26 protein-coding genes are annotated in these 25,597 nt (G+C 67.0%); 10 read left to right on the top strand and 16 right to left on the bottom strand.

The genetic code is table 11. From position 1 onward, the window contains the following. Nucleotides 1–123: 123 nt before the first annotated feature. The 3 genes from ACTXPP_RS05615 to ACTXPP_RS05605 form a co-directional block, all read right to left on the bottom strand. Complete coding sequence (locus ACTXPP_RS05615) at nt 124–819, bottom strand: response regulator transcription factor (protein ID WP_301498884.1); 696 nt, start codon at nt 817–819, stop codon at nt 124–126. Nucleotides 820–982: 163 nt separating this feature from the next. Then, entirely contained in the window at nt 983–1,150 is a 168-nt protein-coding gene (gene rpmF / locus ACTXPP_RS05610) for a 50S ribosomal protein L32 (RefSeq protein WP_301498886.1), read from the bottom strand. Nucleotides 1,151–1,171: 21 nt separating this feature from the next. Next, nucleotides 1,172–1,447: a type B 50S ribosomal protein L31 gene (locus ACTXPP_RS05605; RefSeq protein WP_301498888.1), complete on the bottom strand. Its 276-nt coding sequence runs from the start codon at nt 1,445–1,447 to the stop codon at nt 1,172–1,174. Nucleotides 1,448–1,918: 471 nt separating this feature from the next. Between ACTXPP_RS05605 and rpmB the strand changes: the two genes are divergently transcribed. The 7 genes from rpmB to ACTXPP_RS05570 all read left to right on the top strand — a co-directional run bounded on the left by rpmB (nt 1,919) and on the right by ACTXPP_RS05570 (nt 6,204). Further along, nucleotides 1,919–2,155 carry a 50S ribosomal protein L28 gene (rpmB, locus tag ACTXPP_RS05600; protein ID WP_441609338.1) on the top strand — a complete coding sequence of 79 codons (237 nt, stop codon included), beginning with the start codon at nt 1,919–1,921 and terminating at the stop codon, nt 2,153–2,155. Beyond that, the gene (gene rpmG / locus ACTXPP_RS05595; RefSeq protein ID WP_005279910.1) at nt 2,155–2,319 is read left to right on the top strand and encodes a 50S ribosomal protein L33; all 165 of its coding nucleotides are present in this window, start codon (nt 2,155–2,157) and stop codon (nt 2,317–2,319) included. Before rpmB ends, rpmG begins: the two co-directional genes overlap by 1 nt. Nucleotides 2,320–2,322: 3 nt before the next feature. Further along, nucleotides 2,323–2,628, top strand: a complete 306-nt coding sequence (rpsN, locus tag ACTXPP_RS05590; protein WP_301498892.1) for a 30S ribosomal protein S14 — start codon at nt 2,323–2,325, stop codon at nt 2,626–2,628. Nucleotides 2,629–2,642: 14 nt separating this feature from the next. After that, entirely contained in the window at nt 2,643–2,891 is a 249-nt protein-coding gene (gene rpsR / locus ACTXPP_RS05585) for a 30S ribosomal protein S18 (protein ID WP_301521001.1), read from the top strand. 280 nt (nt 2,892–3,171) lie between these two features. Next, on the top strand, nt 3,172–3,825 hold the full coding sequence (locus ACTXPP_RS05580; RefSeq protein WP_443341268.1) for an RDD family protein: 654 nt from the start codon (nt 3,172–3,174) through the stop codon (nt 3,823–3,825). Nucleotides 3,826–3,946: 121 nt separating this feature from the next. Continuing rightward, nucleotides 3,947–4,975: an AEC family transporter gene (locus ACTXPP_RS05575; RefSeq protein WP_301521003.1), complete on the top strand. Its 1,029-nt coding sequence runs from the start codon at nt 3,947–3,949 to the stop codon at nt 4,973–4,975. A 128-nt stretch (nt 4,976–5,103) separates the two neighbouring features. After that, nucleotides 5,104–6,204, top strand: a complete 1,101-nt coding sequence (locus tag ACTXPP_RS05570; RefSeq protein WP_301495664.1) for a baeRF3 domain-containing protein — start codon at nt 5,104–5,106, stop codon at nt 6,202–6,204. A gap of 82 nt (nt 6,205–6,286) precedes the next feature. Here the strand turns inward: ACTXPP_RS05570 and ACTXPP_RS05565 are convergent, their stop codons facing one another. The 10 genes from ACTXPP_RS05565 to ACTXPP_RS05520 form a co-directional block, all read right to left on the bottom strand. Continuing rightward, a complete protein-coding gene (locus tag ACTXPP_RS05565; RefSeq protein ID WP_301495666.1) occupies nt 6,287–7,483 on the bottom strand; it encodes an acetyl-CoA C-acetyltransferase in 1,197 nt (398 codons plus the stop codon). A gap of 90 nt (nt 7,484–7,573) precedes the next feature. Next, complete coding sequence (locus ACTXPP_RS05560; protein ID WP_301495668.1) at nt 7,574–8,209, bottom strand: CoA transferase subunit B; 636 nt, start codon at nt 8,207–8,209, stop codon at nt 7,574–7,576. Further along, the gene (locus ACTXPP_RS05555; protein ID WP_301495670.1) at nt 8,206–8,982 is read right to left on the bottom strand and encodes a CoA transferase subunit A; all 777 of its coding nucleotides are present in this window, start codon (nt 8,980–8,982) and stop codon (nt 8,206–8,208) included. The genes ACTXPP_RS05560 and ACTXPP_RS05555 overlap by 4 nt, the downstream gene beginning before the upstream one ends. A gap of 207 nt (nt 8,983–9,189) precedes the next feature. Further along, entirely contained in the window at nt 9,190–10,389 is a 1,200-nt protein-coding gene (locus ACTXPP_RS05550) for a PucR family transcriptional regulator (protein ID WP_301495672.1), read from the bottom strand. 60 nt (nt 10,390–10,449) lie between these two features. Beyond that, complete coding sequence (locus tag ACTXPP_RS05545) at nt 10,450–12,150, bottom strand: AMP-binding protein (protein ID WP_301495674.1); 1,701 nt, start codon at nt 12,148–12,150, stop codon at nt 10,450–10,452. A gap of 5 nt (nt 12,151–12,155) precedes the next feature. Further along, nucleotides 12,156–13,061 (bottom strand): HpcH/HpaI aldolase/citrate lyase family protein, encoded by a 906-nt coding sequence (locus ACTXPP_RS05540; RefSeq protein ID WP_301495676.1) that lies wholly within the window; start codon nt 13,059–13,061, stop codon nt 12,156–12,158. Beyond that, nucleotides 13,058–13,588, bottom strand: a complete 531-nt coding sequence (locus tag ACTXPP_RS05535; RefSeq protein ID WP_443341264.1) for a MaoC family dehydratase — start codon at nt 13,586–13,588, stop codon at nt 13,058–13,060. Before ACTXPP_RS05535 ends, ACTXPP_RS05540 begins: the two co-directional genes overlap by 4 nt. Nucleotides 13,589–13,593: 5 nt before the next feature. After that, nucleotides 13,594–14,781, bottom strand: coding sequence for an acyl-CoA dehydrogenase family protein (locus ACTXPP_RS05530; RefSeq protein WP_301495680.1), 1,188 nt, complete (start codon nt 14,779–14,781; stop codon nt 13,594–13,596). 54 nt (nt 14,782–14,835) lie between these two features. Further along, nucleotides 14,836–16,935: an acetyl/propionyl/methylcrotonyl-CoA carboxylase subunit alpha gene (locus ACTXPP_RS05525; protein ID WP_443341262.1), complete on the bottom strand. Its 2,100-nt coding sequence runs from the start codon at nt 16,933–16,935 to the stop codon at nt 14,836–14,838. 13 nt (nt 16,936–16,948) lie between these two features. Beyond that, nucleotides 16,949–18,538 (bottom strand): carboxyl transferase domain-containing protein, encoded by a 1,590-nt coding sequence (locus ACTXPP_RS05520; protein ID WP_301495684.1) that lies wholly within the window; start codon nt 18,536–18,538, stop codon nt 16,949–16,951. 426 nt (nt 18,539–18,964) lie between these two features. Between ACTXPP_RS05520 and ACTXPP_RS05515 the strand changes: the two genes are divergently transcribed. Both ACTXPP_RS05515 and ACTXPP_RS05510 read left to right on the top strand, forming a co-directional pair. Then, nucleotides 18,965–19,582, top strand: coding sequence for a TetR/AcrR family transcriptional regulator (locus tag ACTXPP_RS05515; protein WP_301524709.1), 618 nt, complete (start codon nt 18,965–18,967; stop codon nt 19,580–19,582). A 38-nt stretch (nt 19,583–19,620) separates the two neighbouring features. Next, the gene (locus ACTXPP_RS05510; RefSeq protein WP_443341260.1) at nt 19,621–21,129 is read left to right on the top strand and encodes a phytoene desaturase family protein; all 1,509 of its coding nucleotides are present in this window, start codon (nt 19,621–19,623) and stop codon (nt 21,127–21,129) included. Here the strand turns inward: ACTXPP_RS05510 and ACTXPP_RS05505 are convergent. Together ACTXPP_RS05505 and ACTXPP_RS05500 are read right to left on the bottom strand one after the other, a co-directional pair. Then, nucleotides 21,121–22,305 carry an acyl-CoA dehydrogenase family protein gene (locus tag ACTXPP_RS05505; RefSeq protein ID WP_301496346.1) on the bottom strand — a complete coding sequence of 395 codons (1,185 nt, stop codon included), beginning with the start codon at nt 22,303–22,305 and terminating at the stop codon, nt 21,121–21,123. The two genes, ACTXPP_RS05510 and ACTXPP_RS05505, sit on opposite strands and share 9 nt — an antisense overlap. Nucleotides 22,306–22,332: 27 nt before the next feature. Beyond that, entirely contained in the window at nt 22,333–22,935 is a 603-nt protein-coding gene (locus tag ACTXPP_RS05500) for a DUF4334 domain-containing protein (protein ID WP_301496348.1), read from the bottom strand. Between the two features lie 265 nt (nt 22,936–23,200). Here ACTXPP_RS05500 and ACTXPP_RS05495 point away from each other — a divergent pair, with 265 nt between their 5' ends. Then, nucleotides 23,201–25,006: an ABC-F family ATP-binding cassette domain-containing protein gene (locus tag ACTXPP_RS05495; protein ID WP_443341257.1), complete on the top strand. Its 1,806-nt coding sequence runs from the start codon at nt 23,201–23,203 to the stop codon at nt 25,004–25,006. Here ACTXPP_RS05495 and ACTXPP_RS05490 read toward each other — a convergent pair. After that, complete coding sequence (locus tag ACTXPP_RS05490) at nt 24,978–25,553, bottom strand: dihydrofolate reductase family protein (protein ID WP_301496350.1); 576 nt, start codon at nt 25,551–25,553, stop codon at nt 24,978–24,980. The two genes, ACTXPP_RS05495 and ACTXPP_RS05490, sit on opposite strands and share 29 nt — an antisense overlap. Between the last annotated feature and the right edge of the window lie 44 nt (nt 25,554–25,597).

Below are 25,597 nucleotides of genomic sequence, written 5' to 3'. Positions count from 1 at the left end.
CCCAATGCGACGGCAAAAACTGGGCCACACCGCGACACGGCGGTCTCAGCCCCCATCCCCGTTTTCGGCCCCTCCCCCTCACCGTGCCCCCCCAGGCACGCTGCTGCCCCGGGTCAGACCAGATCAGGGCGTGTTCTCGCGCAGCACGTAACCGACACCACGAACTGTGTGGATCAGTCGGCTCTCGTCGCCTTCCTCGGTCTTGCGCCGCAGGTAACCGATGTAGACCTCCAGGGCGTTGCCCGAGGTCGGGAAGTCGTAGCCCCAGACCTCCTCGAGGATCTTGGTGCGGCTGAGCACCTTGCGCTGGTTCTTCATCAGCAGTTCCAGCAGGGCGAACTCGGTACGGGTCAGGCTGATGTGCCGACCGCCGCGGGAGACCTCACGGGTCTCCGGGTTGAGCGAAAGATCCTCGAACGCCAGCGGCTTGACCTCGTCATTCTGCGCCACAGCGGTCCGTACCGACCGACGGTGCAGCGAACGCACCCGGGCGAGGATCTCCTCCAGCGCGTAGGGCTTGGCCATGAAATCATCCGCACCGGCGTCCAGACCGGCGACTCGATCGGCAACGTCGGCCTTCTCAGCCAGCATGAGAATCAGGACGTCACTGCCGGTGCTGCGAAGCTCACGGCAGACCGCCAGTCCGTCGAGGGTCGGCATCTCGACGTCCAGGATCAGCAGATCCGGGGACTCCTGACGGACCCGGGCGAGTGCGTCCTCGCCGTCGGTCGCGGACACCACGTCATATCCGTTGAAGGTGAGGGATTTCCGGAGCGAGTCCCGGACCGACTGGTCGTCATCGACAACAAGTATCTTCATCCCGCGATTGTGCAACATCACTGCGGGATTTGGACATGAAATCGCCGCTCCCACAGTAAATTGACAGAAAGACCGCCCCCTGTCACCGGGTGACAGGGGGCGGTCTTCTCAGGTGCAACTGATCCGGGTCACACCCCGGACCGTGTTCCACCGGTCAGGCGAGCTAGTCCAGCTCGACCAGGCCGAGCTGGGCGGCCTTGACCAGACGACGCGGGATCTGGACCTCGCGGCCCTGGACCTTGACGGTCTGCAGGGCGACGTTGTCGGCCTTCCACTGCGAACGACGGGAGCGGGTGTTGGCGCGGGAAAGACGGCGCTTCGGAACTGCCATTGTTCTCTAGCCTCCTAGTTCTTAAGAGTTCTCGGACTTCTTGGTACGGCGAACGCGGTTGCCGTAACGACGCTGGAACTTCTCGACGCGGCCGGCGGTGTCCATGACACGCTGTGCACCGGTCCAGAAGGGGTGGGACTCACTGGTGACGTCAACGACGATCAGCGGGTACTCGTTGCCGTCCTCCCACTCCACGGAGCGGTCGGAGGTGGCGGTGGAGCGCGTCAGGAACTGGTGGCCAGTGCTGGCGTCCTTGAAGACCACCGGGTGGTAGTCGGGGTGGATATCGTTCTTCATTCTCAATCCCTCAGGGTTGTGCACCAGGTCGGTCCCCCACCATTCGGACGGGGTCGTGCCTGGGTCGGGTTGTGAGTGGGTGTTCTTTCAGCTTTGCCCGGTGACGCCGCCAGAACCCCAGAGACCCGGAGGAGACCCCGCGGTCTGGACGCCTGACAGTAGCGGGCACAGCACGAGGAGATATCCTACCCCCTGATGCCTCCACCGGGAAATCCTGGGCCATCCGGACACCGCAGACCACCTGCTCGCCGCCCGCACATCGCCATCCCACAAGGGAATTAGGATGTGCCGCCTCAATCAGGTAGCGTGGTCCACCGCTGTTGTCTTAGTAAACGTCATCGCACGCGCGACCGGCTCCGACAGTGCCCCAACCACCTCTCGTCCCGTCTAGACGTGAGGGTTCACAGTGGCGTCTCCACTGCAGGTGCGGCACCCCGTCCGGCTGCACGTTGCGGAAGGAGAAAGATACCCATGTCGGCATATTGCCAGGTCACGGGACGGAAGCCGGGTTTCGGCAAGTCCGTCTCGCACTCGCACCGCCGCACGAACCGTCGCTGGAACCCGAACATCCAGCGCCGTTCGTTCTACCTGCCCTCTGAGGGTCGCTCGGTCACGCTGAGCGTGTCCACCAAGGGCCTGAAGACCATCGACCGTGACGGCATCGAGTCCGTCGTGGCCAAGATCCGCGCACGTGGGGAGAAGATCTGATGGCACGTAATGATATCCGCCCCATCATCAAGCTGAAGTCCACCGCGGGCACCGGTTACACCTACGTGACCCGCAAGAACAAGCGGAACAACCCGGACCGGATCACTCTGAAGAAGTTTGATCCGATCGCCCGGAAGCACGTCGAGTTCCGCGAGGAGCGATAGTCCATGGCCAAGAAGTCCAAGATCGCGAAGAACGAGCAGCGCAAGGAAATCGTCGCCCGCTTCGCTGAGCGCCGTGCCGAGCTCAAGGCAATCATCAAGAACCCGAACTCCACCGACGAGGAGCGTAGCGAGGCACAGTTCGAGCTGAACCGTCAGCCGCGCGACGCCTCGCCCGCCCGCGTGCGTAACCGTGATGCTGCCGACGGCCGCCCCCGCGGTTACCTCCGCAAGTTCGGCCTGTCCCGTGTCCGCGTCCGCGAGATGGCTCACCGCGGTGAGCTGCCCGGCGTTCGCAAGTCCAGCTGGTAAGAGGGAGCACACGCATGAAGCGCACCAACCACAAGAAGGCGCGGCTCGAGCAGACCCGCCGCCCGAAGAAGAACCCGCTCAAGGCCGAGGGCATCGAGACCGTCGACTACAAGGACTACGCCCTGCTGCGTAAGTTCATCTCGGACCGCGGCAAGATCCGTGGCCGTCGCGTCACCGGTCTGACCCCGCAGCAGCAGCGTCAGGTCGCCACCGCGATCAAGAACGCCCGTGAGATGGCTCTCCTGCCGTTCCACAGCCGCTGATCCTGGTGCCCGACAGCACCAGAGCGTTTAACTAAGACAGCTGGACCCCGCCCCGACTTTTCGTCGGCGGCGGGGTTCAGTCTTTCCACGGGGTGTCAGCACCCCGGTCCCCCAGTCTCCCGGCCCCCGGTCTCCCTCCACCGCGGTCAGGTACGGTAGCAGCAAGAAACAGTATGACTACTCCCGGTGCCATGTGGCGGACCACCGGGCTCCTCCGATGAAAGGCGTCATGAGCACACCGAACAACCCCTATAGTTAGAACAACGACGGCCGCGGCGACATGCCGTCCTACGGCGACTACTCGCAGGGTGCCAACGACAGCTACAACTCCGGCTACAACTCCGCCTACAACGAGGCCCACACCGGCTCCTACACCGGCGGTTACGAGCAGTTCCCTATCGCTCCTGAGGCGTCACTGCATGGCGGCGGCTACGCCGGAGCAGGCAAGCGGCTGGGTGCATTACTGATCGACCAACTTGTCTACCTCGTCGTCGGTGCCATCCTCATCATGATCCTGGCCGGAGACGACATCTCCCGGTGGTCCGACCAGCTCAACGCTTATATCGATGCTGGTGACGCCAACGCGCCGGTTCCCGAGCTGGAGACCGGCGGTATCATGCTGGCCTCCATCATCGGATTGGTGTTCTGGTTCGCCTACCGTGCCGGTATGGAGAGCACCAAGGGACAGACCCTGGGCAAGATGGCCCTGGGAATCAAGGTCGTCAACGCCGACGGCCAGCCGATCTCCTTCACCAACTCCCTACTGCGTAACTCCTGGTACATGGTGGTCACCGTGCTCGGGAACATTCCGGCCATTGGCTTCGTTCTCGTCCTTGCGATCTACATCACCCTGGGCGTGCTGATCTCCCGCAACCAGTACAAGCAGCACAGTTTCGACACCTGGTCCAAGGCCTACGTGGTGACCACCAGGTAGATCCGCAGCACCCCGAGCCCGGCCGCGAGTCACCACCTGCGGCCCCAACGGCTTCCCCTCTCAGGCCGCCTCACCTGCCCCGCCCGTGCGGGACGGTGAGGCGGCCTGATCTAATGGAACGATGCTTGACGTTCTCAGCGGTTTCCTCGTGGTGGTGGTCATCATCTCCCTGGGCTACGCAGTAGGACGTCGCCGCCTGCTGGGCACCGGCGCGGTCTACACGCTGAACATGTTCGTCTTCTTCCTCGCCACCCCTGCCCTGCTGATCAACGTCCTGCGCGAGGCGGATCTCGCGGCTCTCTTCGGCGAGAACCTCGCCGTCGTCGTGCTCAGCAGCGTATGCGCCGGCCTGGTCGGTTTTCTCGGCTACCGCTTCCTGGCCCGACGGAGCGTCCCCGACAGCGTGATCACCATGCTGGCCTGCTCATACTGCAACGGCGCGAACCTGGGCATCCCGATCACCGCCCACGTGCTCGACGAACCGACCGCCGCGCTGCCGGTGATTATCTTCCAGGTCGCGGTGTACGGACCGGTGAGCGTACTCATCCTGGATGTCAGTGAACGACGACGCAAAGCCGCCGAGGAGAATCCCGACAGCAGTGACCGTGCCAGCTACGGTGGCGATGCGGACGACGGTACCCACCGCGCACCGGGAGCGTCCCTGCCGCTGGTCCGGGAGCTGCTGTTCGGCGTGCTGCGCAACCCGCTGATCCTCGCCGCCATCGCCGGCATCACCCTCGGGGCGTTGCACCAGTGGCTCGACATCGCCCTGCCCGACCTGCTCGCCGAGCCGATCGTCCTGCTCGCCAGCGCCGCTGTGCCTTGCGCCCTGGTCGCCTTCGGCCTGTCGATGGCCGAGATCACCGTCCTCGACCCCGACAGCAGCCCGCGACGCAGTGTCTGGATGGCTGCCCTGATGAAGACGGTGGGTCATCCACTGATCGCGTTCGTCATCGCCACAGTGCTCTTCGGGGCATCCGGCCCGGCCCTGCTGGCATTCGTGGTCGTCGCCGCCCTGCCCACCGCGCAGAACGTCTTCACCTACGCCACCCGCTACGGGGTGAACACGGTACTCGCCCGCGACACCGCAGTGATCAGCACCCTGCTGGCGATCCCGTCGATCACGGTCATCGCTGTCCTCCTGGGGTAGCCCCACCCCCACCCCCACCAGGCAGGTCACCCTCGAAAGGCGGGCAACGGACGGTCATTTCCCACATCTGGCTAGGCTCGGGGGTGAGCACTTCCCGTAGACGGGACCCCGAGAGAAGGAGACTGACCATGACGACCACACCCCAAGGACACGTCGAATCCCTCGATCTCTCCGACGTGATCGACGCCGCCACCGCAGAACAACCGGGTCCCTTCGTCACCATCCATCTCCCGTCTGACCCGACCGGGGCGACCATCGACGTCGTCCGGCGCACCTTCGATGCCCAGCTCAAGGATGCCGCCGCCCAACTGTCGGCGAACGGAGCCTCCGACGCCGAGGTCGCAGCCATCCTCGACCCAGTCCGTGAGGACGTCTCCGACGAGATCTTCTGGCGTCAGCAGTCCCGCAGCCTCACCGTGTTCTGCGCGGACGGTTTCCACCGGATCATCCGGGTCCCGGTCGAGCTGACCGAGTCAGTCACCGTCGCCGAGCTCCCCCACCTCAGCCCGCTCGCCCCGGTGGTCGAGGCCTCCGGGCGCTGCTACGTCCTGGCACTGGCCAAGGGCAAGGTGCGCCTGTTCGAGGCCGACCGCAACGCCATCGCCGAACTGCCGCTGGGCGCGATCCCGGAGAAGTTCGACGATGTCGTCGAGGCCCCCGAGCGCGAGCTGCAGGGCCGGAGCACCGGACAGGACTCGGTCGCCTTCCACGGCCACGCCGACACCGCCAACGGCCTGACCGAGGAGTTCCTCCGGGCGGTCTCCGACGGAGTGGAGAAGGAGCTGGGCACCGCCCGTTCCCAACCGCTGGTGCTGGCCACCGTGGAGGAGAACGGTCCGGCGTTCCGGACACTGTGCTCCTACCCCGCCATCGCCACCGAGGTGATCGCCGGCAACCCGGAGCACACCGGTGCCAATGAACTGCGCTCGGCAGCCTGGCAGATCCTCGATGCCGCCCGCACCGAGGAGGAGCCCGGCGTCCGCGACAACATCCTCACCGAGGTCCACCGGGGACGCGGCTCCAATGATCTCGCCGAGATCGCCCGGGCCGCCGGCGAGGGACGGATCGCCGACCTCTACGTCCCCCGTGACCTCTCGGTCCTTCACACCCCGGATGCCTCATCCCTGCTGGACCGCGCCCTGGTCGAGACGATGCGCACCAAAGGTGGTGTGCACACCCTCGGCGTTCTCGAGGCACCCGAGGAGGCACTGGCCACGCTGCGTGGCTAGAGCCAGCAGGAACTAACGTACAGCGGGAGCTGACCACCCTGGTGGTCAGCTCCCGCTGGTGTTGTGTTGTCCCCCGTGGTCGTCAGCGCCAGAGCAGCAGGGCGTCGCCCTGACCGCCGCCACCGCACAGCGACACCGCGGCCCGGCCGTCCCCCCGACGATTCAGCTCGTAAGCGGCGGTGACCACCAGGCGGGCACCGGAGCAACCGATCGGGTGGCCCAGCGAGATGCCACCACCATGGATATTCGTCTTCTCCAGCGGGTAATCCAGATCCTTGATGGACTGGACGACCACGGCAGCGAAGGCCTCGTTGATCTCGAGGAAGTCGAGGTCCTCGGCGGTCCAGCCCGCCCGTCCCAGCGCCGCGGTGACAGCCTGGGCCGGCTGGGAGTGCAGGTAGGTGTCCGGTCCGGCGGTCTCACCGTAGGCACCGAGGGTGGCCAGGACGTCCAGCCCGTTGTCAGCGGCGTACGCACGGGTGGTCAGCACGACCGCGGCCGCACCGTCGGAGATCTGCGAGGCGGAGGCGGCGGTGATCGTGCCGTCCTTGGCGAAAGCGGGACGCAGCCCGGCCAGCCCCTCCTCGGTCGTGCCGGGGCGCACGCCCTCGTCGGTGTCGACGACCACGGTGCCCTTGCGGGTGGCGATCTCCACCGGGACGATCTCCTCGGCCAGGGTGCCGTCGGCGATCGCGGCCTCGGCGCGCTGGTTCGACAGCGCGGCGACACGGTCCTGCTCGGCACGGGTGATTCCGCGGTCGGTGTTGCCTGCCTCGGTATCCACACCCATCGCAGTGCCGTGGATCGGATCGGTCAGGCCGTCACGCTCCAGGGAGTCCTGCAGGGACAGCGACCCGAACTTCGCACCGGCGCGGACACCTGCGGCGAGGTGCGGGGCGTTGCTCATCGACTCCTGGCCACCGGCGACGACGACCTGCGCATCGCCGAGCCGTAGCATACGGGACGCTGCGATGACGGCACCGAGTCCGGAGAGGCAGACCTTGTTGATGGTGGTGGCCGGGGTGGACACCGGCACGCCGGCGGCGACGGCGGCCTGCTTGGCCGGGTTCTGACCGGCGGCGGCCTGGACGACCTGGCCCATGTAGACGAAGTCGACGTTGTTGGCCGTGACCCTGGCACGCTCCAGCGCACCGGAGATGGCGGTGGAACCCAGCTCAACGGCGGACTTCGCGGCCAGGGCACCCAGCATCTTGCCCTGGGCGGTGCGGGCAGCACCGACGATGACGATGTCGTCCGGGGAAACGGTTGTGTCAGTCATGGTGGTAGTAGTCGACCTTTCTGTCGCATCGTTAATCACTTCTATTATGAGTCATATTCCGGCGGAAAGGGTGATTTTCCTGCTTATCGGTCATAAACGGGTGGTCAATGCTACGCCCGTCACCGCCTGGACGTCCTCGACGCTGACCCCCGGTGCCAACTCGACCAGCTCCAGGCCGTCGTCCGTGCGGTCGATCACGCACAGGTCGGTGATGATCCGGTCGACGACCCCGGTACCGGTGAGCGGCAGGGAGATGTCGCCGACGATCTTCGGGTCCCCGTTGCGGGTGGTGTGCTCCATGAGCACCACGACCTTCTTCGCCCCGACCACCAGATCCATCGCCCCGCCCATACCCTTGACCATCTTGCCGGGCACGATCCAGTTGGCGAGGTCGCCGCGGTCGTTGACCTCCATACCACCCAGGATCGCCAGGTCGATCTTGCCGCCGCGGATCATCCCGAAGCTCATCGCCGAGTCGAAGTAGGACGTCCCGGGCATGGCGGTGACGGTCTCCTTGCCCGCATTGATCAGGTCCGGGTCGACCTCTTCCGGAGTCGGGTACGGGCCGATGCCGAGCATCCCGTTCTCGCTCTGGAGGGTGACGTCCACTCCCTCAGGCACGTAGTTCGGCACCAGGGTCGGCAGGCCGATCCCCAGGTTGACGTACTGTCCGTCCTGAAGCTCCTGTGCTGCACGGGCGGCCATGTCCTGTCGGTTCCAGCTCATCGTGTGGTCTCCTTCTCGATGGTCTTGTCGGCGACCTGCTCCGGGGTCAGCTCCACGATGTGGTGGACGTAGACGCCCGGCAGGTGGATGTCGTCTGGGGCGAGTTCACCGACGGGCACGACCTTCTCGGCCTCGACGATGCAGAGCCGTCCGCTCATCGCGGCCAGTGGGTTGAAATTCCGGGCCGTCCGGCGGAACCGCAGGTTACCGGAGGTGTCCGCCACCTCGGCGCGGATCAGCGAGACATCGGCGACGATCGCCTCCTCGAGGACCTGGGTGCGTCCGGCGATCTCGCGTGTCTCCTTGGCCGGGGAGATGACCGCGCCGTGGGCGGGGTCGTCCGACCCTTGCGCGCCGTAGCGCCACACCATGCCGCCGTCGGCGACCGGGGTGCCGACACCGGCGGCGGTGTAGAAGGCGCCGATACCGGAGCCGCCGGCCCGGAGTCGCTCAGCGAGTGTTCCCTGCGGGGTGAGTTCCACCTCCAGTTCCCCCTCGAGGTACTGGCGGGCAAACTCCTTGTTCTCGCCGACATAGCTGGCGACGATCCGGCGCAGTTGCCGGGTCTCCAGCAGCAGGCCCAGGCCGCGACCGTCGACACCGGCATTATTCGACACCGCCTCGAAGTTTCCGACGTCACGGGACGCCAGTTCGCTCAGCAGCACCTGGGGGATGCCGCAGACTCCGAAGCCGCCGACGGCGAGGGTCGCACCGTCCTCGATCTGGGCGACGGCATCGGCCGCGTCCGTCAACTTTCCAGTACTTGTACTCATCTCAGTCCCTTCCCGACATGGGGCATCGTCCGAAAAATATCCGCCTGAGAATGTGAACTACAGCACATCCTCGGTGACGAATCCGAGTATGCGTCGCCGGCGGAAACCCCACCACGTACAGAACAACAACGGTCAGGACGAAAAGTTGTGTCCCCGTACAAAGCAGTGTCAGCGCACCGTGTCAGCGCACCGTGTCAGCGCAGAGTGTCAGGCACTGTCGTCCCCCACCGGGACCGCGGTTATCCAGGCGACCTCGACCAGCGTGTTCACGTCCCCGAGGTCGCAGCCGGTCAACTCCTCGAAGCGGCGCAGCCGGTAGCGCAGGGTGTTGACGTGCACCGGAATGCTCTCTGCGGCTTCCCGCGCGTTCAGCCTGTGGTCCAGGTAGGCCCGGACCGAGTCGATGAGGTCCTCGCCGAAGGCCCGGGAGCCACGTAGCGGCACCAGGTACCGTTGTCGCAGCACGTCGGTGGTTTCCGGGCTAGCGTTGATGGCCATCCGCCAGGAGAGCATCTCCTGGTCGACCCGTCCGGTCATTCCCAGGTACAGGGCAGACCGCACCACCCGACTGACCGTCGCGAACGTCCTGTGCAGTTCGGTCAGTGGTGCCGGACGCCCGAGCGCGACGGGGATCCCCGCCGGCAGGAGCCGGTCGGCGGTGTCACCGGAACCGCCAGGGTTGCCGGGGTCGCCGATGAGCACACCGGCGACCGACCGGTTCTGCACCGTGATGACCAGCCTGGTCCCGTAGGACTCGGCCCACCGCTGCAGGGCGACCTCGACCTCCACCCCGGAACCGTCGATGAAGGGTGCCATCAGGATCCGGTGGTTGCCGTCGGTCGGGATCTTGTAGAGCGAGGCGCCGCGCATGATCTCGGCATCGTCGAGCTCTCCGGTGATCACCCGGCCGATCCACTCCGAGCGCCGTGTGGAGTCGGCGACGGCCCGGGTGATCTCGTGGTCACGGTAAACTCCCGTGACGATGGTTGAGTAGACGTCCCCCAGGGACCACAACAGGTTGGACCACTCCAGCAGCTGATCAGCCGGGGTTCCGTGGTCCTCGGCGAGAATCAGCAGCCGACGCTGGATGACCCTCATGCTGAGTCGGAACCCCCGCAGCAGACTCCCCAGTGGCACGCCCTCCGCTATCCGCTCCAGTGCCGTCCGTCGGGCATGTGTGATGTCCTCTGGCCCAGGTTCCACACCACGGCTGATGACCCTGGTACTCATCGAGAGGTTCTGTCTCGCAGTATTGACGACCTTCTCGTGGGTGGCGTGGTCGTAGCCGGGAATGGTGGCCATGATCTTGTCGGCGGTCTGTACCGACAGGTCCCCGACGTCGGCTTCCAGGCGGTCGAGGAGCTCGCTCCACTCCCCTCCCCGGGAACCGTCCTCGGAACCGCCCACGTTCAACTCCTTATCCTCATGCAGCATCCTGACTGTCCGGTCCACTGTAGAGGACACCGTTCAGGTGGTGAACAACCCGAGGATTCCGATGGCTTTCTCCCGCATCTCGACCTTGCGGACCTTGCCGGAGATCGTCATCGGGAAGCTTTCGGTGATGTGGACGTATCGGGGAATCTTGAACTTGGCGAGCTTTCCGTCGCTGAAGGCGCGAATGTCCTCTGCGGTGAGCGTGCGACCGTCGGCGACAGCGTCCTCGTCGAGGATGATCCAGGCCATGAGCTCTTCCCCGTACTTCTCGTCGGGGACGCCGATGACCTGGACGTCGGCGATGTCCGGGTGCTCGTAGAGGAACTCCTCGATCTCGCGGGGGTAGATATTCTCCCCACCGCGAATGACCATGTCCTTGATACGGCCGGTGATCTGCACGTAGCCGTCAGTGTCCATGGTGGCGAGGTCCCCGGAATGCATCCAGTTGTCGGCATCGATCGCCTCGCTCGTCTTCTCCGGCATGTCCCAGTAGCCCTGCATCACCGAGTAGCCGCGGACGAGCAGCTCGCCCTGGACGCCTCGGGCGACAGGGCTGCCCTCCTCGTCCACGATCTTGACCTCGATATGGGGGCCGACCCGTCCGACGGTCTCCACGCGCTTCTCCACCGGGTCGTCCGGCAAGGTCTGGTGGTTGACCGGGGCGGTCTCGGTCATGCCGTAGCAGATGCCGATCTCCTCGATGCCGAGGATGTCGATGATCTCGCGCATCGTCTTCGTCGGACAGGAGGTACCCGCCATGACGCCGGTACGAAGCCGCGACAGGTCCAGCGTCTTGCCCTTCTCCGCCAGGTGGTCGAGCAGCTGGAGTTCTGCCATGAACATCGTAGGCACACCCAACAGACTCGTCGCCTGGCCGTGATGGGCGGCCTCCAGGGTGTTCTCGGCATTGAACACCGGGCCCGGGATGATCGACGCCGCCCCGTGGGTGACCGCGGCGAGGATTCCGATGACCATGCCGAAGCAGTGGAAGAACGGGACCGGGATGACCACCCGGTCGGCGTCGGTGTAGTCCAGCCGTTCGCCGATCATGAACCCGTTGTTGAGCACGTTGTGGTGGGTCAGGGTCGCACCCTTCGCCATGCCGGTGGTGCCCGAGGTGTACTGGATGTTGATCGGATCATGCGGGTCGAGAGTCTCGCGGACCGGGTTGAGGTCGCCGATAGCACTGTTGGCGAGCTCCTCCCACCGCTCGGAGCCGAAGAACACGGCCTCCTTGAAAGGGCGGTCGAAGGTGTGCGACACGGTGCCGATCATGGCCCGGTAGTTCGAGTCCTTGAACCGGCCGGCGGAGAACAGGGCCTTGATGCCGGACTGGTTGACGGCATAGGTCAGTTCGCGGGTCCGGTAGGTGGGGTTGATGCACACGAGGATCGCCCCGATCTCGGCCGTGGCGAACTGCAGCACCATCCATTCCCAGCGATTCGGGGACCAGACGCCGATCCGGTCGCCCTTCCGGTAGCCAGCGTTGTGCAAGCCGGACGCCAGGCGAAGGACCTTGCGGTGGAACTCCTGGTAGGTGAGGTGAATATCGCCGTAGAAGTCGATCAGGGCATCGTGGTCCGGATAGGTGGCCACGGTACGTGCCAGGCTCTGACCGATGGTCTCGTTCAGTAGCGGGACATCGGTCGGGCCGACGAGATGGGATACAGCAGGATCGATGTCGGCGGGGTCGGAAAGGGTGATGTCGTGGTGCGGTCGCAGTGAGGATGTCACGGAAATCAACTCCTGGGTGAGGTGTCAGATGAGTTGGCGGGGGTCCTGGAGAGAATGAGTTCTGCTTGTCGGCGCAGCGGGGCGTCGATCATCTCGCCGTCGACGACGAAGGCGCCGGAGTTCTCCGCGGCACCTGCGACGACCCGGCAGGCCCAGTCGACGCTGGCGTCATCGGGACGGTAGGCCTCCCGGATGACGGGGACGAGTCCAGGATGGATCGCCACGGTGCCGGCGAAACCGCTGGCCGCGGCGTCCACCGCCTCGGCGCGTGCCCCGACCACGTCCGCGGTGTCGGCGTGGATGGAGTCCAGCGCGGTCTTCCCTGCGGCGGCCGCGTGCAGCAGAACGAGGGAGCGGGTGAGCCGGGGGACTTCGCGGTAGCCGCCGGGGTGGCCCGAGGTACCGCCACCGGAAGTGGGGACCTCTTCTGCGCTGTAGCGGGAGGAGGTCCCGCCGAGTGCCGCTGTGAGGTCCTCCGCACCCCAGAACAGGGCGTCCACCTGCGGGTGTGCGGTCAGCGAGGCCAGGTCGAGGACGCCACGGGGAGTCTCGACCAGTGCGATGATGCGCCAGGTGGAGGCATCCGGAACGGTCTCGGCGAGGGCGTCCACCGTCCGACCTCCCTCCGCCTTCGGCAGCATCACCGTGGTGAAGGGGCTGTCGGCGACGGCCTGAAGGTCGGCGTCGAAATCCGTGGTCCCCGGCGGGTTGATCCGCACGATCGTGTGGGCCGGGTCAAGGTCGGCGGTGACGATGTTCTTTCGGGCCGAGGCCCGGTTCTCTGCCCGGCAGCCGTCCTCGAGATCGAGGATGACCGCGTCCGAACGCTCGGCGGCCTTGGCGAACCGCTCGGGCCGGTCGGCGGGGGCGAAGAGCAGGGCGGGGCCGGGTGGTGTCCAGCGGTCGGTCATGATGTCTCCCCTTCCCCGTCGCCGGTGGGTCGGCACTGCACGAGGGTGTTGCGCACGGCGGTGCATACGATGTCACCGTGCTGGTTGCGGCCGATGTGCCGCAGCTCGACGATTCCCTGGTTCGGACGGGACTTCGAGCGGCGGACCGAGAGGCATTCGGTCTCGGCGTAGAGCGTGTCGCCGTGGAACATGGGCGCCGGGAAGGCGATCTCACTGAAGCCGAGGTTGGCGACGATGGTGCCGAGCGTGAGCTGGTTGACCGACAGTCCGACCACGGTGGACAGCGTGAACATGGAGTTCACCAGTCGCTCGCCGCGGAAGCCCGGCTGGGTCGCGGCCCACGCCGCGTCCAGGTGCAACGGCTGGGTGTTCATGGTCTGGGTGGTGAAGAGGGTGTTGTCCGCCTCGGTGACGGTGCGGCCCGGACGGTGGAGGTAGGTCACGCCTTCCTCGAACTCCTCGAGCCATAGGCCACGCTGTTCAATTGTGGTGGCGGTCTTCGGTGAACCGGTAGTCGTCTCAGTCACCGCGCTCACCCCTCCAGCCCCAGGGAGCGGGCGATGAGCATGAGCTGGACCTCGGTGGTCCCCTCACCGATCTCGAGGATCTTGGAGTCCCGGTAGTGCCGGGCGACGCGGGTCTCGTTCATGAACCCTGCACCGCCGAAGACCTGGGTGGCGTCCCGGGCGTTGTCCATCGCTGCATCGCCGGCCACCATCTTCGCGATCGAGGCCTCCCGGCTGAAGTCCTCGCCGGCGAGCATCTTCTGCGCCGCGGCGCGCCAGGCCTGACGGGCGGTCCAGGCACGTGCCTCCATCCGGGCGATCTTGAAGGAGACACCCTGGTACTCGGCGATCGGACGGCCGAAGGAGGTGCGCTGCTTCGCGTACTCCACGGCTTCGTCGACACAGCCCTGGGCTGCACCGGTGGCCAGCGCTGCGATGGCGACGCGTCCTTCAGCGAGGATGGAGAGGAACTGGGCGAAGCCGCGGCCACGCTTGCCCAGCAGGTTCTCCTCCGAGACGACGACATCGTCGTAGCTCAGCGGATGGGTGTCCGAGCAGTTCCAGCCGACCTTGTCGTAGGCCGGTTCGGCGGTGAAACCTGGGGTGTCGGTCGGGACGATGATCGCGGAGATCTCCTTGCGGCCGTCCTCGCGGGTACCGGTGACCGCGGTGGTGGTGACCAACGAGGTGATGTCGGTTCCGGAGTTGGTGATGAACTGCTTGGAGCCGTTGATCCGCCAGTTGCCGTCCTCGAGTTTCGCGGTGGTCCTCGTGCCGCCGGCGTCTGATCCGGCGCCCGGCTCGGTGAGGCCGAATCCGGCGAGGTTGGTACCGGCGAGCAGGCCGGGCAGGTACTTCTGCTTCTGTTCCTCGGTGCCGAAGCGGTAGATCGGCATGGCGCCGAGGGAACAGCCGGCCTCCAGGGTGATCGCCACCGACTGGTCGACCCGGGCGAGCTCCTCCAGGGCGACACCGAGAGCGAAGTAGTCACCGCCCATGCCGCCGTACTCCTCGGAGAACGGCAGTCCGAACAGGCCCAGCTCGCCCATCTGGGCCTGAATGTCGTAGTCGAAGGTGTGGTTCCGGTAGTTCTCCGCCACCTTCGGGTCAACGACCTCGTTGGCGAACTCTTCGACAGTGCGTCGCAGTTCGACGAGTTCCGGGGTCAGTCCGTCGTCGGCAGGGTTGGATCGGCGGGTGGTTGATGCAGTCATGGTGTTTCCTTTTCTGTGGGGACTTCTCTGGGGGACTCTTCCGGGTTCTTCCGGTCAAGCGGGAACAGTGGCAGGGACGGTGGCGAGGACGGTGCCAGCACCGACCTTGTCGCCGGTGGCACAGCTGAGCTGCACGATCCCGTCATGGGTGGCGGTCAGGGAGTGCTCCATTTTCATGGCCTCGAGGACGACGAGCGGCTGGCCAGCAGTGACCGTGTCCCCGTCTGTCACGCGGACATCCACGACGGTGCCGGGCATCGGGCTGAGGATGTCGTCGTCGCCGGGGCCGGCCGCAGCGGCGTCCTGCCCGAGACCGAGTGTGGTGACGGTCCAGGTACCGGCCGGTCCGGAGACGGCCACGGCGGTCCCGGTGGCGGACGGCACCGGCTGACTCAGCCAGCCGTGGGAACCCTGTCCCTCACCGGTGAAGATGCAGACCGTCGCGCCGGAGCCGTCGTCCGGCACGGTCGCCAGGACGGTGGCAGTTGCGGTGACGGGGTCGGCGTCCTTCTCCCCGACCTGGGTGACCGTCAGTGCAACGTCATCGGTGCCGGTGAGAGCCATATCGACCGGGCCGACGCCCGGGACGGACAGTCTCGTGCGAAACGGTGCGGGTGCTGCACCGGCGCGCCAGCCGTCGGCGGCGGCCCACGACCCGTGGTAGCCGGTGGTGGTGGCGGCCAGTTCTGCAGCGCCTTTCAGCGCGAGAGCTGCGACAATGAGCGCCTCGCCCGGGAGGTCCGGGGTGGTGAAGTCACCGACGATCCGGTCGAGCAGGCCGGTGTCCAGGTCGCCGGCCCGGACCTCGGGGTCGGCGAGGAGGAACCGGCAGAAGTCGATGTTCGTGCCCGGGGCTCCGTCGGTGCCGAGCCCGGCGAGCAGGGTGGTCGCCAGGGCGGCGTCCAGCCGGTCGAGGGACTGTGCCCGGTCAGCGCCGTAGGCGATGACCTTGGCGAGCATGGGGTCGTAGTCGGATCCGATCTCCTGTCCCGCGGCGATGCCGGTGTCCACCCGGATGCCGGGCCCGGTCGGCCAGCGCAGTGCGGTGACGGTGCCGCCGGTGGGCAGGAATCCCGCGGCCGGATCCTCGGCGTAGACGCGCGCCTCGATCGCATGGCCGGTGAGCGTGACATCGTCCTGCGCGACCGGCAGCGGTTCACCCTGGGCGACACGGATCTGGAGTTCGACCAGGTCGAGGCCGGTGACCAGTTCGGTGACCGGGTGCTCGACCTGCAGGCGGGTGTTCATCTCCATGAAGAAGAAGAGGTCCGGACGCTTCGCCGAGACGATGAACTCCACGGTGCCGGCCCCGCGGTAGCCGCAGGAGCGGGCGGCGTCACACGCCGCCTCGCCGATGCGGGCCCGGGTCTCCTCGTCGAGCAAAGCTGAGGGAGCCTCCTCGATGACCTTCTGGTGGCGGCGCTGCAGCGAGCACTCCCGCTCACCGAGGTGGATGACACTACCGTGGGCGTCCGCCATCACCTGGACCTCGATGTGACGCGGGGTGTCGACGAAATGCTCGATGAACAGGGTGTCGTCACCGAAGGAGGACGCCGCCTCCCGGCGCGCTCCGACGAGGGTGTCGGCCAGGTCATCCGGCGATTCGACCACGTGCATGCCCTTGCCGCCGCCACCGGCCGAGGGCTTGATGAGGACGGGGAACTCCACGCCCGCTCCCCCGTCGGTGCCGGTGACCCCGGCGATCAGTTCGTCGTCGGTGAGCCCTGGCCGGGAGATACCGGGGACGGTCGGCACATCACGTGCTTCGACGGTGGCGCGGGCGGTGATCTTGTCACCCATGCCTTCGATGGCGTCCGCCGGCGGGCCGATGAAGACGATGCCGGCGTCCTCGCAGGCGCGGGCGAAGGTGGCGTTCTCGGAGAGGAAGCCGTACCCGGGGTGGATCGCACCGGCCCCGGAGGCGGCAGCGGCGGCGAGGACGCGGTCGATGTTGAGGTAGGACTCGGACGCCGCAGCCGGGCCGAGGCGGACGGCGGTGTCGGCGAGTGTGACGTGCGGGGCTGCGGCGTCGGCGTCCGAGTAGACGGCGACGGCACGCAGGCCCATGTCCTGGACGGTGCGGATGACGCGGCAGGCGATCTCGCCGCGGTTGGCGACGAGCACCGTGTCGAATATGCCGGAACTGGTGGTCATTGGTGTTCCTCTCCTACATCCGGAAGACGCCGAAGCCGGCGCTGTCGTTGTCAGCGGCGCCGGTAGCACCGTCGCGGGGTGTGCGGGCACAGATGCCCAGGGCCATGGCGAGGACGCGGCGGGTGTCCGCCGGGTCGATGACGCCGTCGTCCCAGAGGCGGGCGGTGCCGTACCAGCAGCTCGACTTCTCCTCGAAGAGGTCCCGGATGGGACGCTCGAAGTCCTCCCGGTCGTTCTCCGTCCACTCCCCTCCCTCTCGGGTGACCTTCGCACCGCGGACGGTGGACAGGGTCATCGCCGCCTGCGGGCCTCCCATGACCGAGACCTTCGCGTTCGGCCAGGTCCACAGGAACCGGGGAGAGTAGGCACGACCGCACATGGCGTAGTTGCCGGCGCCGAAGCCGCCGCCGGTGATGACGGTAAGCTTGGGGACGGTGGCCGTGGCGACGGCGGTGACCATCTTCGCGCCGTGCTTGGCAATGCCGCCCTGCTCGTAGTCCTTGCCGACCATGAAGCCGGTGGTGTTCTGCAGGAAGATCAGTGGGGTGCCGCGCTGTTCGCAGAGCTGGATGAAGTGGGAGGCCTTCACTGCGCCGTCGCCGAAGATGACGCCGTTGTTGGCGATGACGCCGACCCGGTGACCCTCGATCCGGGCGAAGGAGGTGATGACGGAGTTGTCGTATTCGGCCTTGAACTCGTGGACGGAACCGGTGTCGGCGATGATCCGGACGACTTCGCGGGCATCGTAGGGGGTCTTCAGGTCGGCGGGGACGATGTCGTACAAAGCGGTCTGATCGGCGGCAGTGTAGGTGGAGGCGTCTGCGACCGGTGCGGTGGGAGCATCCTCCGGGAGGGTGGCCACGATGTCTCGGATGCGCTGGATGGCGTCTGCGTCATCCGCGGCAAGGTGGTCGGTGACCCCGGAGATGCGGGAGTGCATCGCCCCGCCACCGAGTTCCTCGGCGGTGACGTCCTCTCCGGTGGCCGCCTTCACCAGCGGCGGGCCGGCGAGGAAGATGGTGCCCTGGCCGTCGACGATGACAGTCTCGTCCGAGATCGCCGGGACGTAGGCGCCACCGGCGGTACAGGAGCCCATGACGGCGGAGAGCTGCGGGATGCCACGGGCGGACATCCGGGCCTGGTTGAAGAAGATACGTCCGAAGTGGTCACGGTCGGGGAAGACCTCGTCCTGCTGGAGCAGCATGGCTCCGCCGGAGTCGACCAGGTAGATGCACGGCAGTCGGTTCGCTTCGGCGATCTCCTGGGCCCGCAGGTGCTTCTTCACCGTGACGGGATAGTAGGTGCCGCCGGAGACGGTGGCGTCATTGGCGGCGATGAGGCAGAGACGCCCCTCGACGAGCCCGACACCGGCGACAATGCCGGCCCCTGGCACCTTGCCGTCATACATGTCTTCGCCGGCCAGCGGGGCGACCTCGAGGAAGGGGCTGCCGGGGTCGAGCAGGGCGTCGACCCGGTCACGGGGCAGCATCTTGCCGCGGGAGAGGTGTCTCTGACGGGCTGTCTCGCCGCCGCCGCGGCGGGCTCGGGTGATGCGGTCGCGGAGCTCAGAGACGAGGGCCGGGAGCCCTGGGCCGCCGTCCACCTCGTGGACGGTAACCGGGTCGGTGGCGGGTGCAGTCACAGCCGGATCCTTTCATTTGGGAAAGCGTGGTCGGAATAGTGAACTGTTCGTTTCATATGAGCGTATATGGTGTGGGTCACACTTAAAAGCAATCATCATTGATTGATTTTTCGTTGACCGTCGTTCAGCGCTTAGACCTCGATCTTTATAGCCCTGCGCCACCCCCGTTTGCGGGGGAAACATCTCACGCTTCCCACACTCACCAATCACCATCAACTGCACCGCCACGGGCCTTCTCACCCCCCCTCGGTAGCGCCTTTCCCTCCTTACAGACCTCCCCCTCCACTCCCCCTGAATCGGCGAAAGCAATGGACCGTCCCCGGCAGCCCCGTTAGACTTCCCAGCGTCCCCACTGTCCAATCAACAGTGATTCTTAAGGAGAGCGCCGTGTCGACGTCACCTGCCGAGCCACAACAGCAACGCAGTCGCGAGACCCGTCAGAGCCTGCTCTCCGCTGCCCTCAGCGTCCTGACCCACGAGGGACTCCGGGGCACCACCGTCAGCGCGGTGGCGGTTGAGGCCGGTGTCTCCCGGGGCGCCGCGCAGCACCATTTCCCCACCCGCGATGTTCTCATCGAGGCCACCGTCGCCCACTTCTATGCCGAAGTCACCCAACAGCTGCGCAGTTCGGTGGCCGATCTAGGCGCCGGCCCACACGGCGCCTCGGTCAAGGACGTCATCTCCCTGGTCGTCGAGTCGTTCAGTACCGACTCTTTCCACGCCGCACTGCACGTCTGGTCCGCCGCAGCGGGACCTGAGAGCGACCTACGCGACCTGATCATCTCCGCAGATTCCCGGTATGCACGCGAGGTCTACCAGCTCATGGCCCTCGCCCTCGACGCCGACCTCTCCGACCAACACACCCGGCGCCTGCTACGCAGCACCATCGACTTGGCCCGCGGTCTCGGGCTCGGTGCGGTCCTGGTCGACAATGCCGAACACCGCAACACCGTCACCACCACCTGGGCGGGCATCCTCGACAGCGGGATCCGCCGAAACAGCTGACGAGCCGCCGGGTCATCACCCTGCCTACCATGGCCACCATGCCCCACCGAGCCCACCATCCGCCACGCACCGCCGTCGTCGTCGGCTCCGGGCCCAACGGCCTGGCCGCTGCCGTCACCCTGGCCCACGCCGGGGTGCAGGTCACGGTGCACGAGGCAGCCTCCACCATCGGCGGCGGGACACGCAGTGCCGAGTTAATGGTGCCTGGAGTAATCCACGACCTGTGTTCGGCGGCCCACCCGCTGGCGCAGGCAGGTGGGTTCCTCCGCGATCCGCGCATGGCTGCAGCCCTCCGCGGCCATGGCCTGGAATTCTCCACCGCGCCGGTGGACATGGTGCACGTCCTCGACGACTCCACACCCGGCCCACACGGTGCCGCGACGCTGCACACCTCGGTCTCCGCCACCGCCGCCGGTCTGCACCACCAGGAGGACGACGGCAGGTGGGACGCCCGGATGTGGCAGGCCAGCTTCTCCCCCTTCGTCGACCGGGTCGGCCCCTTGGCCGACGAGGTTCTGCGACCCTTGGCCCACCTGCCGAAACGCCCGGTGACACTGGCCGGGTTCGCGACGCAGGCACTGCTGCGGGCGTCCTGGTCCTGGCGTCGGTTCCGCACACCGCAGGCCCGTGCCCTGTTCGCCGGTATCGCCGCCCACGCCTTCACCCCGTTGCACCTGCCGGCTTCCTCGGCGGCAGGTACGCTGCTCACCGTCGCCGGTCACGCCCACGGGTGGCCGGTCGCTGTCGGAGGATCCCAGGCCATCGCCGATGCCCTGGCCGCTGAACTGCGCTCCTTCGGCGGCGAGATCGTCACCGATTCACCAGTCACCGGCTTCCCCCAGGTCAACGATGCCGACACCGTCGTCCTGGACACCTCCCTGGAGGTCGCCGCCGCGATCCTCGGCGACCGGCTTCCGCACCGGGTGGCGCGTGCCTGGTCCCGGTTCCGGCGCGGACCGGCGGTGGCGAAGGTGGACTACGTCCTCGAGGGCGACGTCCCCTGGAGCCATCAGGACGCCCGGCGCGCCGGCACGGTGCACCTGGGCGGCACCGCCGAACAGATCGCCGATGCCGAGCAGGACTGTTGGTCAGGACGCTTACCGGAGCGTCCCTTCACCCTGGTCTGCCAGCAGTACCTCGCCGACCCCTCCCGCTCGAGGGTCATCGACGGCCGCACGCTGAACCCTCTCTGGGCCTACGCCCACGTTCCCGCCGGGTGGACCGGCAGTGAGCAGGGGACCTTCAACCTGGTCACCGCCCAGATCGAACGGGCCGCCCCCGGATTCCGCGAGCGCGTCCTGGACTGGCGGGCCTCTCCCCCGGCGGCCGTGGCGTCCCACAACGTCAACAACGTCGGCGGGGAGATCTCCGGCGGTGCCAACGACCTGGCGCAACTCATCGCGCGACCCCGCGTCCTGCAGCCCTATGACACCGGGGTCCCGGGTGTGTTCCTGTGCTCCTCCTCCACCGCACCGGGTGGCGGGGTCCACTTCATGTGCGGGGTGAACGCGGCGCAGCGGGCACTTCGGCACACACAGCTACCGTGAACGCAGCGAGCGCAGCCGACCGCTGTGGTCCCGGTTCAGATGACGGGCGATGACCATCCGCTGGATCTGGTTGGTCCCCTCGAAGATCTGCATGACCTTCGCCTCACGCATATAGCGCTCCACCGGGAAGTCCCGGGTGTAGCCCGCGCCGCCGAGGACCTGTACCGCATCAGTGGTGACCTTCATCGCGTTGTCGGTGGTGACGAGTTTGGCCACGGACGCCTCCTCGGCGAACGGCTCCCCGAGGTCCTTCAACCGTGCAGCGGCGAGCATCGTCGCCCGCGACGACATGACGGCAGCCTCCATGTCAGCCAGCAGGAACGCCAGACCCTGGTGCTCGATGATCGGCTGGCCGAAGGTCTCGCGCTCCCGTGCATAAGTCACCGCCGCGTCCAACGCCCCCTGGGCCAACCCGGTCGCACACGCCGAGATACCCAGCCGACCAGAGTCGAGCGCCGCCAGGGCGATCGTCAGGCCCTGACCTTCCTCACCGATCCGCTGGTCGACAGGGATACGGACATCATCGAAAGTCAGTGCCGCGGTCGGCGAACCGGTCAACCCCATCTTCCGTTCCGGCGGCTCCGCCGTGAACCCCGGTGTGTCTGCCGGAACCAGGAAGCAGCTGATACCTTTCCCGTCGCCGGGCTCCCCGCTGGTTCTCGCCATGACCGTGTAGAAGTCGGCGAATCCCCCGTTGGTCACCCACGCCTTGGATCCGTTGAGGACGTACTCGTCCCCCTCACACCGGGCCCGCATCGCCATCGCCGCGGGGTCGGACCCGGCGTGCGCCTCCGACAGACTGTAGGCACCGACCTGCGTCCCGCCGAGCATGTCGGGAAGCCACCGTCGCTGCTGCTCGCGCGTGCCGAAAGTGGCGATGGGGAAGCAGCTCAGGGTGTGGACGGACACCCCCACGGCCACGGATGCCCACACCGCCCCGATCTCTTCCAGGGTCTGCAGGTACAGCTGGGTCGGCATCCCCAGGCCGCCGTACTCCTCGGGGTAGGCCATGCCGAGCACCCCAATCTCGCCGAGCGTGCGGAATGCGTCCCCGGGGAACGCGCCGGCCTCCTCGATCTCCGCGACCTGCGGGGCCAGGCGACTGGTGACGGCATCGCGCACCGTCTCGATCACGGCGAGGTGTTCCTCGTTGTCCAGAATCCGTCGTGCGGGCATCGTCGCTCTCCCTGTCCAGTCTGATCTTCACCGCTCCCGGCGCAGCACGAACATGAACGGGGACTCCATGCCCCGGAAGTCCATGGCGCCGAGCAGGGTGTCCTCGTCCACGGCGCGGAAATGGTCGTTGATCGGCAGGGCGTCGTAGATCATCGTCCCGGTCACCACCCCGCGGTACTCCACCATCCGCAGCCGGGCGGCAGGACGCTTCGTCGACAGCAACGGCATCAGCCGACGCGCCACCGCCGCAACCGGCGGCTGGGTGACCAGTGACGACATCCTGGCCATCAGGGTCATCGGCACCAGGGCCGGGTTCAACGAGTACAGCCCGCGGGAGCCCTCCATGACCAGCGGGTGGGCGTCATCGGTCGAGTGGTAGCGCTTGCCGTGCCAGCCGGCGGCCTCCAGCATGCCGTCCAGCGGATTTCCGGTGGGGACGCCGGATCCGTGCCAGGACCCGAGCATGTACTCCACCGGCGCCGGTGGCAGGGAGTCGAAGAACTCCAGCACGGGTCCGGCACCGGCGGTGGCTGCAGAGGCTGCGGCGGCTGCAGCACCGGGGGAAGCCCCAGTGGGGGTGGCATGTTCGAACTGTTCCAGTGTGGTGAGGGCGGTGCGTGTGTCCGTCATACTCGCCGAGCCTAGCCGCGTGCCGGTCCCCTGGGGCCGCCTTCGGTCATGACTGACGGCCTTGACGTGCACTCTCATGGTCGTGTTAGGGTCCAACGTATGGGTTACATCATTCTTTAGATCTGGATGCCGCGTCGACTGATGTCCGCGGCGGGTCCTGAGCACCCCGGCGTTTCCGCCGATGTGGGTCTCCCCCATGTTCTGGCTCTTCTTTGGGGAGGAGAGCCGTCATCCGCGCCACTCATCGGCGCACAGGAGTTCCGCCATGACCAGATCACAGACCACTTCCCTGTCCCTGTCCACGTCCCATCTCACCTGCGGTGTCAGTGACGCCACCGTCCGGTACGCCGACACCACCGTGCTCGACGCGGTCAGCCTGACCGTCCATCCCGGTGACCAGCTCGCCCTGGTGGGCGACAACGGGTGCGGCAAATCCACCCTTCTCGGCGTGCTCGCCGGCACCGTCGAACCGACCTCCGGCGAGCGCAGCGCCGATCCCGGCGGCAGCATCGCCGTCGCCGAGCAGAACCCGCAGTTCCCGGCCGACGCCACCGTCGACCATGCCCTCGACCAGCTGTTGGCCGAGGTCCGGGCGCTGCAGGAGGCCATCGACGAAACCGCTGCCGCGCTCGCCGCCGGCACCGCAGGCACCGCAGGCACCGCCGAGCAGGACGTCCTGCTTGAACGCCTGGCCGACCTCAACGACCGCCTCGAAGCTCACGGCGGGCCCGGTGGGTACGGTGTCGACCACCGGTTGGACGCCGCGCTCGACCAACTCGGACTCGGCGACCTCGACCGGAGCCGTCCGGTCGACCAGCTCTCCGGCGGTGAGCGGTCACGTCTCGCGCTTGCCGCCACCCTGTGCGGCGGGGCGGACCTGCTGTTGCTCGATGAGCCGACCAACGACCTCGACGAGGCTGGCATGCGCTGGCTGGAGACCCGGTTGGACGCACACCGCGGGGCGCTGGTGCTGGTCACCCATGACCGTGACCTGCTGGACCGTTTCGCCCACGACATCGTTGAGCTGCGCGATGGTCAGTTGCACCGCTACGGCCACGGCTACCAGGGGTATCTCCGGGCGCGCGAGGCTGAACGCGAGGCGGTCCGGCTGGCCCACCGCCGGTGGCGCGAGGATGTCCGACGTCAGGAGGAACTGGTGACCAGCAATGCCCGACGGAGTGCGGCGATCCCCCGGAAAGTGGACAAGCCGGGGTTCGGCCACGGTGCCTTCCGGGCCCGGAACTCCGACCACGGTGCCACCAGTCGCGTCCGGCAGGCGAAGGCCCGACTGGAGTTCCTGCGCTCTCACCCGGCCCCGCCACCGCCTGAGCCGTTGGTGTTCACCGCCGGGTTCGTGGCAGAGGAAACCGCGTCGATCTCGGTTCCAGACCCGGTCTCCGGCACTGCCTCCGATGGTGAGCTTCCACCCCTGGTGACACTGCAGCCGGGCCTGCTCACCGACCCGTCCGCCGACACCGCGCAGTTGTCGCTGATGTCCGGGGACACGCCCCTGGCCATCGGCCCCGGCGAGCGATGGTTGGTGACCGGGGCCAACGGTGCCGGTAAATCGACGCTGCTCAGCGTGCTCGCCGGTGAGCTGGGGCGTCCCGAACACCGGAGTGCGCTGGATGGACTGCGGGTCTCCCGCCTCCGGCAGCACCTCGGCAGTCCGTCGCAGGAGTCGGTCGTCGCCGCCTTCGCTGCCCGCACCGGCGCTTACCAGCAGGATGCATACGACACTCTGGGCCGGCTGGGACTGTTCCGCCCCGAGGATCTCGAGCGTCCGCCGGCCGAGCTTTCGGTGGGCCAGCACCGACGTCTGGAGTTGGCCGTCGCGGTGTCCACCCCGTGCGACCTCCTGTTGTTGGATGAACCGACGAACCACTTCTCCCCCGACCTCGTCGAGCAGCTGGAGCAGGCGGTCGCGGACTTCCCCGGGACGGTGGTGACGGTGACGCACGACCGCCGGTGGATCGCCAAGGTCCAGAGCACGGCCCGGCACAACGGTCAACACCACTCGATCACCGTGGACTCCGGGACCGTCAGTCTTCCCGACGTAGCCCGTAGGTGAGAACCATGTTCCCCTTCGACGTCTGCGAGCTGTTGAGCAGGGTCAGCCGGGTGGTGGGCACGGACTCGTCGAAGAGTCGGCGTCCTTCTCCGACGATGACCGGGTGCGTGGTCAGGGTCAGCTGGTCGATGAGCCCGGCGAGGAACAGGCTGCGTACCGTGGTGATGCCACCGGCGACGGCGATGTGGCCTGCACTGTCGCCACTGGCATCACTGTCGGATTCGCGGAGGTCACGCACGTACTCCAGCGGATCACCGGTGACCCGGGCGCTGTTCCAGGGCAGGACGTCCGGCAGGGTGGAGGAGATGACGTGCTTGCGGATCGGGTTGACCCACTGCGCGAACGGGTCGGCGGGGTCCTGGGCAGGCCAGTACTCCTTCCATTCACTCCACAGGGTGATGCCGAAGACCACGTCGGTGACCGGGGCGAGGTGAGTATCCATACTGAGGCCCTCCTCCTCGCCGAAGGCGTCGAATTGCCACAGGTGGGGATCCTCGACGACCCCGTTGAGGCTGTGGAAGAGATGGGCGATGGTGGTGCGACTCATGATGTCGTCCTTTCCGGATGTACCGACAGCAACGGTTGCTGTCA

Source organism: Candidatus Corynebacterium faecigallinarum (assembly GCF_052264515.1).
In the GTDB taxonomy this organism is placed as follows: Bacteria; Actinomycetota; Actinomycetes; order Mycobacteriales; family Mycobacteriaceae; genus Corynebacterium; species Corynebacterium faecigallinarum.
This window is presented reverse-complemented; position numbering and strand designations above follow the sequence as displayed.